7 protein-coding genes are annotated in these 7,069 nt (G+C 45.4%); 1 reads left to right on the forward strand and 6 read right to left on the reverse strand.

Annotated features, from left to right (window positions below):
• Positions 1 to 28: 28 nt before the first annotated feature.
• From pheA to AC58PQ_RS09090, 4 genes are all read right to left on the reverse strand, one after another.
• Entirely contained in the window at positions 29 to 895 is an 867-nt protein-coding gene (gene pheA, locus AC58PQ_RS09075) for a prephenate dehydratase (protein WP_497241629.1), read from the reverse strand.
• On the reverse strand, positions 892 to 1,869 hold the full coding sequence (gene thrB / locus AC58PQ_RS09080) for a homoserine kinase (protein ID WP_497241630.1): 978 nt from the start codon (positions 1,867 to 1,869) through the stop codon (positions 892 to 894). The genes pheA and thrB overlap by 4 nt, the downstream gene beginning before the upstream one ends.
• Positions 1,870 to 1,933: 64 nt before the next feature.
• On the reverse strand, positions 1,934 to 3,220 hold the full coding sequence (locus tag AC58PQ_RS09085) for a homoserine dehydrogenase (RefSeq protein WP_497241631.1): 1,287 nt from the start codon (positions 3,218 to 3,220) through the stop codon (positions 1,934 to 1,936).
• A gap of 29 nt (positions 3,221 to 3,249) precedes the next feature.
• Positions 3,250 to 3,702, reverse strand: a complete 453-nt coding sequence (locus AC58PQ_RS09090; RefSeq protein WP_056610603.1) for an ACT domain-containing protein — start codon at positions 3,700 to 3,702, stop codon at positions 3,250 to 3,252.
• A 197-nt stretch (positions 3,703 to 3,899) separates the two neighbouring features.
• Here AC58PQ_RS09090 and AC58PQ_RS09095 point away from each other — a divergent pair, with 197 nt between their 5' ends.
• Positions 3,900 to 4,409, forward strand: a complete 510-nt coding sequence (locus AC58PQ_RS09095; RefSeq protein WP_497241632.1) for an NUDIX domain-containing protein — start codon at positions 3,900 to 3,902, stop codon at positions 4,407 to 4,409.
• Between the two features lie 80 nt (positions 4,410 to 4,489).
• Here AC58PQ_RS09095 and AC58PQ_RS09100 read toward each other — a convergent pair whose 3' ends face one another.
• Both AC58PQ_RS09100 and AC58PQ_RS09105 read right to left on the reverse strand, forming a co-directional pair.
• Complete coding sequence (locus tag AC58PQ_RS09100; protein ID WP_497241633.1) at positions 4,490 to 5,470, reverse strand: C40 family peptidase; 981 nt, start codon at positions 5,468 to 5,470, stop codon at positions 4,490 to 4,492.
• A gap of 258 nt (positions 5,471 to 5,728) precedes the next feature.
• The gene (locus AC58PQ_RS09105; RefSeq protein ID WP_497241634.1) at positions 5,729 to 6,802 is read right to left on the reverse strand and encodes an anthranilate phosphoribosyltransferase; all 1,074 of its coding nucleotides are present in this window, start codon (positions 6,800 to 6,802) and stop codon (positions 5,729 to 5,731) included.
• Positions 6,803 to 7,069 lie beyond the last annotated feature (267 nt).

Here is a 7,069-nt window from a genome sequence, read left to right on the forward strand (position 1 = left end):
CTCGCGTCATAAACGCAAGGGATTTGCCCTAAGAACCTATATACGAATAGCTTGGATAGCAACCCAAAATTCGAACCTGACACCCAATAGCTTCAATCTCTTGAATAGCTGAAGGCAGAAGGACAGAGTCCATATTGCCGGCAATATCGATATAGAAATAATAGTTACCAAGCTTCTTTTTCGTCGGCTTGGATTCAATCTTGGACAGGTTAATTCTCCGCCATGCAAAAGCCGAAAGCACCTGATGCAAAGCACCCGGGTAATCCTCTGGCAGTGTGACAAGAATCGTCGTCTTCATGTCATCCGACGACATTAGCTCCGATGCTTCCTTGCCAACAAGCAAGAAGCGCGTCATGTTATCCTTGTGATCCTGAATCTCCCGTTGCAGCATGGGTACGCCATAGTTCGTCGAGGCAATAGCCGTACCAATCGCCGCGACCGTTGGATCATGCAGCGTAGAAACAATGCGTACTCCCTCAGCTGTAGAGCTCACTTGCTCGAACTCCGCCTCACGTAAATATTTCTTCATAAATTGGTTGCACTGCGCAGGCACAACTTGATGAGACAACACTTTACGAATGTGCCGATATGGATTCGAGGCATCTACTTCAGGATCTGGACTCGGAAATCCAATGAGATTCATGTCAATCGGAAATACCCATTCCGCTCGAATCGGAAGATCGACTTCATGAACGAGCCAATCCACATGCAGATGCACGGAGCCCTCTAGCGTATTCTCAATCGGGATAACACCCAGATCCGTTTCACCTGATGCAGTGGCATTGAAAACCTCAGAAATTAACTTATACGACACATACGTAAAATTCTCACCTAGAAAGTGACGTGTAGCTTCCTCCGAGAACGTGCTTGGCCCAAGTATGGCAACTCGTTTCATGCCAGCACCTCTTTCTCTACTAAACTGAGAAGCCCCTCATCTCCACTTTGAAGCTCTGTCGTCGTCACACCTTCTTGGCTTGGCTTCAGCCATAACAGTTGAGCTTCAATGCCTTCCTTCGCCAACGTGCCTTGAAGGAACGCTTCAAGCTCCGATTTCTTCTCACTACGCGCATCTACGAGCGCTAGCATCGTTGGTCCCGCTCCGCTTAAAGCAACACCAAGCGCACCATGATGTTCACACTCATCCAATAATGTCTTCATGCCAGGAATGAGTGCTGCGCGGTAGGGCTGATGCAATCTATCCTTCATTGCATAACGGATCATGCCTAGGTTTCCTGTGCTTAATGCAGCAACGAGCAAGGAGGAGTGACTGAGATTGAACACCGCATCCTTCATGGTTACATGCTGCGGCATTACGCCTCTTGCCTTTTCTGTCGCTAGCTGGAAGGCTGGTATTGCCACCAGCACCTCCAAATTGTGATCAGGCTCAATCCGGATCGATTCCGCCTTCTCTTCATCCCAGAAGGCAACGACAATCCCACCGTACAGGCTTGCCCCCACATTGTCAGGGTGCTTCTCCAAACGCGAAGCGATTTGAAACAGCTCATAGATTGAGAATCGATTCCCAATAAGGGCATTTGCTCCTGCAAGTGCACCTACAATTGCTGAAGCGCTGCTTCCCAAACCACGCGTGAGTGGAATTTCACTATACATGGAAATCTCAAGCTCCGGGTGTGAAACGCCTGCTTTATCAAATACCATTTGAGCTACCTTATAGATTAAATTCGACTTATCCGTAGGAATTCCACTCATCTGATCGCCAATCAATTGAATTCTTGTCTGATCAGAGATCGCCATATCAATCCAAGCATATAAGTTCAGGGCCATCCCCAGTGAGTCAAAGCCGGGACCTAGATTTGCCGTGCTTGCCGGTACTTTCACTCTTACCTTTTGTTCTGTCTTGTAGCTCATTTCGAAATTGCGCCTCTCTTCACTTAAAATAAACGGCTACTCCGTCCAGCCCCTGGTCCGATTTCTAGCCTTCTACACGATACACGCTCTTAATCGCATGAATAACGTCCATGGATTCGAATTGATGCAATACATTTTTCATGCTAGCTTGATTCGCATCGTGCGTAATAATGATGATCTCAGCCTTCGGATTTGATTTATTCGGATGTTGGAACACGGATTCCAAGCTAACCTCATGCTCTGCAAAAATTTGTGTAATTTGGGCGAGAACACCCGCTTTATCTTCAACATGAAGTAAAATGAAGTTTTTGGAAGCGATTTGTTCGTCTGTTTTAAGCTTCTTCTCTTTGTAAGGAGCTTGTACAGTACGGCCGTTGATCCCTAATTTCAAATTGCGTACGACGGCCACTAAGTCAGCTACAACGGATGTTGCTGTTGGCAGCTCGCCGGCACCTGCGCCATAGAACATCGTTTCGCCAACTGCTTCACCAGTTACGTAAACGGCATTGAATACGCCATTAACGGATGCTAGCGGGTGCGTATTTTTGACCATTGTCGGTTGAACGCTAACGGAGATATGACCATCATGATTTTCAGCGATACCAAGCAGCTTCACTTCATAGCCTAACTTTTTACCGTATTGGATATCTTCCTTCGTTACCTTGGAAATCCCTTTCGCTTCCACATCGCTCAAAGCGACATTGGCATGAAAACCAAGCGTCGATAAGATCGTCATTTTACGAGCCGCATCTAAGCCTTCAACATCAGATGTCGGATCCGCTTCCGCATAGCCCAATTCCTGTGCTTCCTTCAGCACATCAGCATACGCCGCGCCTTCTTGACTCATTTTAGTCAAAATGTAGTTCGTTGTTCCGTTCACAATCCCCATAATCTTCGTGATGCGGTCGGAAGAGAAGCCTTCCACAAGCGCACGAATAATTGGAATTCCGCCTGCAACACTTGCCTCATAAAAAACATCACAGTTATTTTCAGCCGCTTTGGCTAGAATTTCCGCACCATGCATCGCCATAAGGTCCTTATTGGCCGTAATGATGTGCTTGCCATTCCCAAGTGCGGTTAAAATGTGAGCCTTCGTTGCTTCCACGCCGCCCATAACTTCAACGACGATATCGATGTCACTATCGCCAATCACGTCCCAGACGTTCTCGGTTAGCTTATCTGCATCTACAGAGATGTTACGAAGCTTCGATTTATCTTGCACGAGAATTTTCGCAATTTCAATCACTGAACCTGTTTGACGCTGCAAATCCTCTTGATGTCCTTCGACAATACGGACTACACCTGTTCCTACAGTACCTAAACCTAGTAAACCAACCTTGATGGGCTTCATTTCAATTACCTCCTGAATTGTATGCTATCTTAACTGCCTTGACCGATGACCATGGCACGCTTAACTCCGTCTTGCGCCCCGAGTCGATCCACAATTTCCCGGATCTCTTCACCCATGGATGAAATTTCTAATGATATGACGACGTTGGCCATACCTTGTAATGGAATCGTTTGATGAATGGTCAATACATTACCATCCAAATTCGCGATGAGAGCGAGCACACGGGACAATATCCCAGACCGATGCTCTAGATCCATTGAAATCGTAATAATTCGCTCACGTTCTAGCTTACTGAGTGGATGAATGCCATCTTTATACTTATAGAAGGCGCTTCTGCTCAGCCCAACTTGTTCTACAGCGTCGTGAATCGTCTTCACTTCACCCCGCGCAAGTAACTCTTTGGCCTGTGCTGTCTTTAGAACACCTTCTGGAAGAATGTCCTCACGGACTAAGTAGTACCTCTCAGGTCCGATGTGCTTCATGGTTGGAAGAAACTCTTTGCTCTCCGGCACCTTACTACCGTCCTCTCCAAAAAGACTAATGTTTCCCTATAGAGGACATTATATCGAATCATGCCTCGTGAAGCAATAGGCAAAATGCATCCAAGTATTCGCCTTTGCAGCCCCTTCCCTTTCTATGATAAGCTGAGACGGAACCAACGAAGGGAGGGGATCTCTCCATGATTACATTACGAATGATGTCTACCGCACTTTTATGGAACAAGCATGACGAGCTCCTTATGATGAAACGCGCGTTAACCCGCACGCTCTCCCCCGGCTTATGGGCCGCAATTGGCGGTCATCTCGAACCGCATGAAATTAGCCAACCAAGAACGGCATGCCTTCGTGAAGTATGGGAAGAAACAGGCATTGAGCAGAACGAAATTCAAGACTTACATCTGCAATACGTCTTACTTCGGCTCAATGGCCAAGAAATACGTCAGCAATTTTTCTATGTAGGCAAGACAGATGTGGATCCACGAATCGTTACGTCTGAAGGTGATCTGCACTGGGTCCCTAGAGCGACAATCTTAGACCGACCTATGCCTTATATTTTCCGCTGCTTACTCGAACATTATTTCACCGTTGGCCCTACTACGCATCCCTGGGTAGGCTCCGCTGGGATTCAAGTAGAAACAGATACACCTATCATTCATTGGAACCCTTTATTGGATCCGCTGCAAATCTAATTCAAGATTGTGCCCGAAAAAGAGCAGACAACGATTTCTCGTTATCTGCTCTTTGTTTGCTTATTTGCTTGTTTGCCGTGCTATAGCGCACTGCCTCCGAATAAGAAGCGATATTCCCAGTGTCGATTCGCGATGGAATCAATTCGGACACCGCCGCTTTCTTTTGAATAGGTCGATAGGATTTGACCATCGCCTAAATAAATCGCAACATGCGTAATCGTTTGTGTAGACTTATTTAGTCCAGCATAATTGGACTGCGCCGTCCCTTTATAAGACATAAAGAACATGAGGTCTCCAACCTTGAGGTTATGCCAATCCGTCACATTGTGTCCCAGTGATTTCACAAACGCGCCTTGACCTCTAGAGTCGGTCGGAAGGTTCAGTCCAACGCCATCTAAGAAAACCTGATGCACAAAATCAGAACAATCAAACGTAGACGTGTTATCACGGCTGGACCCATACTCATACGGCGTTCCTAAGTATTTTTTGCCTGCCGCAATGACTTTCTGAACCTTTTCACTCGTTGTCCCCCCTGTGTTAGTACCCGGAGATGTTGCTACACCAGAAGTTGTAATGTAAGTAGGACTTGTACTCACGTAGCCTTCACGACCATCTGATGCTTTGACTTTATACCAATAGGCATTTACTTTCTCTAGAATTTGCACCGTTTCTCCCGCTTGCAGATAACGAATTCGAGTCGCATTCTGATTGGCAGCGGTACGGAAGCTCACGCTAGCGACGATCCGCCCTGTTCCAGTTGTTGGCGTCGTCGTTTGACTGATTGCTTTAATGTACTTAGAATTTGTTGAGACATAACCGATTTGGCCGTTCGTCACTTGAATTCTATACCAATAGGCATTTACTTTATCTATAATGGAGACGGGTTCCCCAGCTTTTAAATAACGGATACGAGGTGAATTCTCATCAGGGCTTTGGCGAAAGCTTACACTGCTAACAACTTCACCAGTGGTTGCAGCAGACGTTGCTTTAGGTAATGGGACTGTAACAGCACCAAATATAAGAGAAGGAATGAGAGCAAAAGCTAGTAATTGTTTCTTCATGATGTAGGCCTCCTAGCGTTTTGTAATTACGAATCACAATGGCACTAGTAAATGGTAACATATACATTGATTAAGTTTTAGCTGTAACATCTACCAATTCGCCAACCCCCTGAAATAAACGGCTACTCCTTCCTACTTGGAAGTATCACAGTGTTTATCTAAAAATATAGACAAATTAATACGTGAAACTATATCGTCTATATTTATAAAAAAAGACCCCCCATTCGCTGTCTAAGGAACAGCTTCATAGTAAGGTCTTCATCCGATTTCCGCCTGAGAATCATCGCTGTCTGCAAGATCCTGCAGCTTCAAATACTGGCTCTGCTCGATCCAACGCTGCATGGTTTTTTGTGCTTCTTTCCTTTGTAATAAGGCTTCGGCAAGCTGAAAGCCCTCCTCGTAGGTATCCACTTTTTCAAACCATTTTAATCTTAACCCGGTATTGAAAATGACGTGATCACGTTCGCGTTTTACTTCTAATCCATCCTCACCAGCAATAATTCGTTTCACCATGGTGATTTGATCCTCTTTCGTAAGCGATGGCATAGGGGTGCTTGTGAATCCAAATTTCTGTGGCTCGACGACCCGAGACTCATCACCCCATGGTGTCACAATCCGAATCGTACTATTCTCATAAAGAGGCAAATCCTCAGAGCCCTCAATTCCACTAACGATATAAGTTTGTTGAAAGCCAGTGCGGATCGAGATTGGAATCAAGGATTCCATGGACTTACGTTGCTGCACTCCGATAATTAAATTCGTCGAAAGGACAGGATTCAGAACTCGCTCTATGGTATCGATGACCGTTCGTATACCTAGTTGTTCTCGCACCTGCTTAAGTCGCCCAATTGGCGGACACAACTGCTCCGTAGGGAGAAAACCAATGTGTATATGAAATAACATGGATTGCCAAGCCTTCACAGAAAGATGTAAGGACACACCTAAGCTTTCTATGATTTCTTTCATGGCTGTCCCTTGTCGTGACGGAAGCGCCTCACCACCTTGGATCACTTGTGTGAAACCCACCGATGCAAGCAATAGGCTGACAGGCAGTGTAACGGGAAATCGCTTCCTCCCTTCCGTAGGCCCTATTGAATTAAGCGAGTTAGGTTGAGCATTGTATTTTAAGGAGTAGCCGCGATAAACATCGATAAAGGCCGTCAATTCGTCATCTGCTTCCCCTTTCATACATAGCGCCATTAAGAATGCCGCGCATTGCGCGTCTGTTGAATCCCCTTTCGCCATTTCACTGGCTGCTTCCACAGCTTCATCGTATGTTAAATTTCGCATACGCGTCTGATCAGAACCCATCGCTTGTATCCATCTTTTCATCATGGCTCCTCCTTTCTTGCTTATTCACATAATATTTATGTCATATTTTATAACATCATTCATGATATATATTTGAAATGGTAATACTTTCAATTGAAGATGTCAAGTATTATGACATTAAATTGTACAAAGCAAAAAAAAGCACCTATCCCGTTTGGGGCTGTTGACAAACACATACAATATTGAGAGGTTTTTCTAAAGACTGCGTAGAATTTATTTCTATGCAGTTTTTCTATTTGGAGGGATCGGATTATGATGGGGGTTAAC

The sequence above is a fragment of the Paenibacillus sp. J22P143 genome (assembly GCF_059692035.1).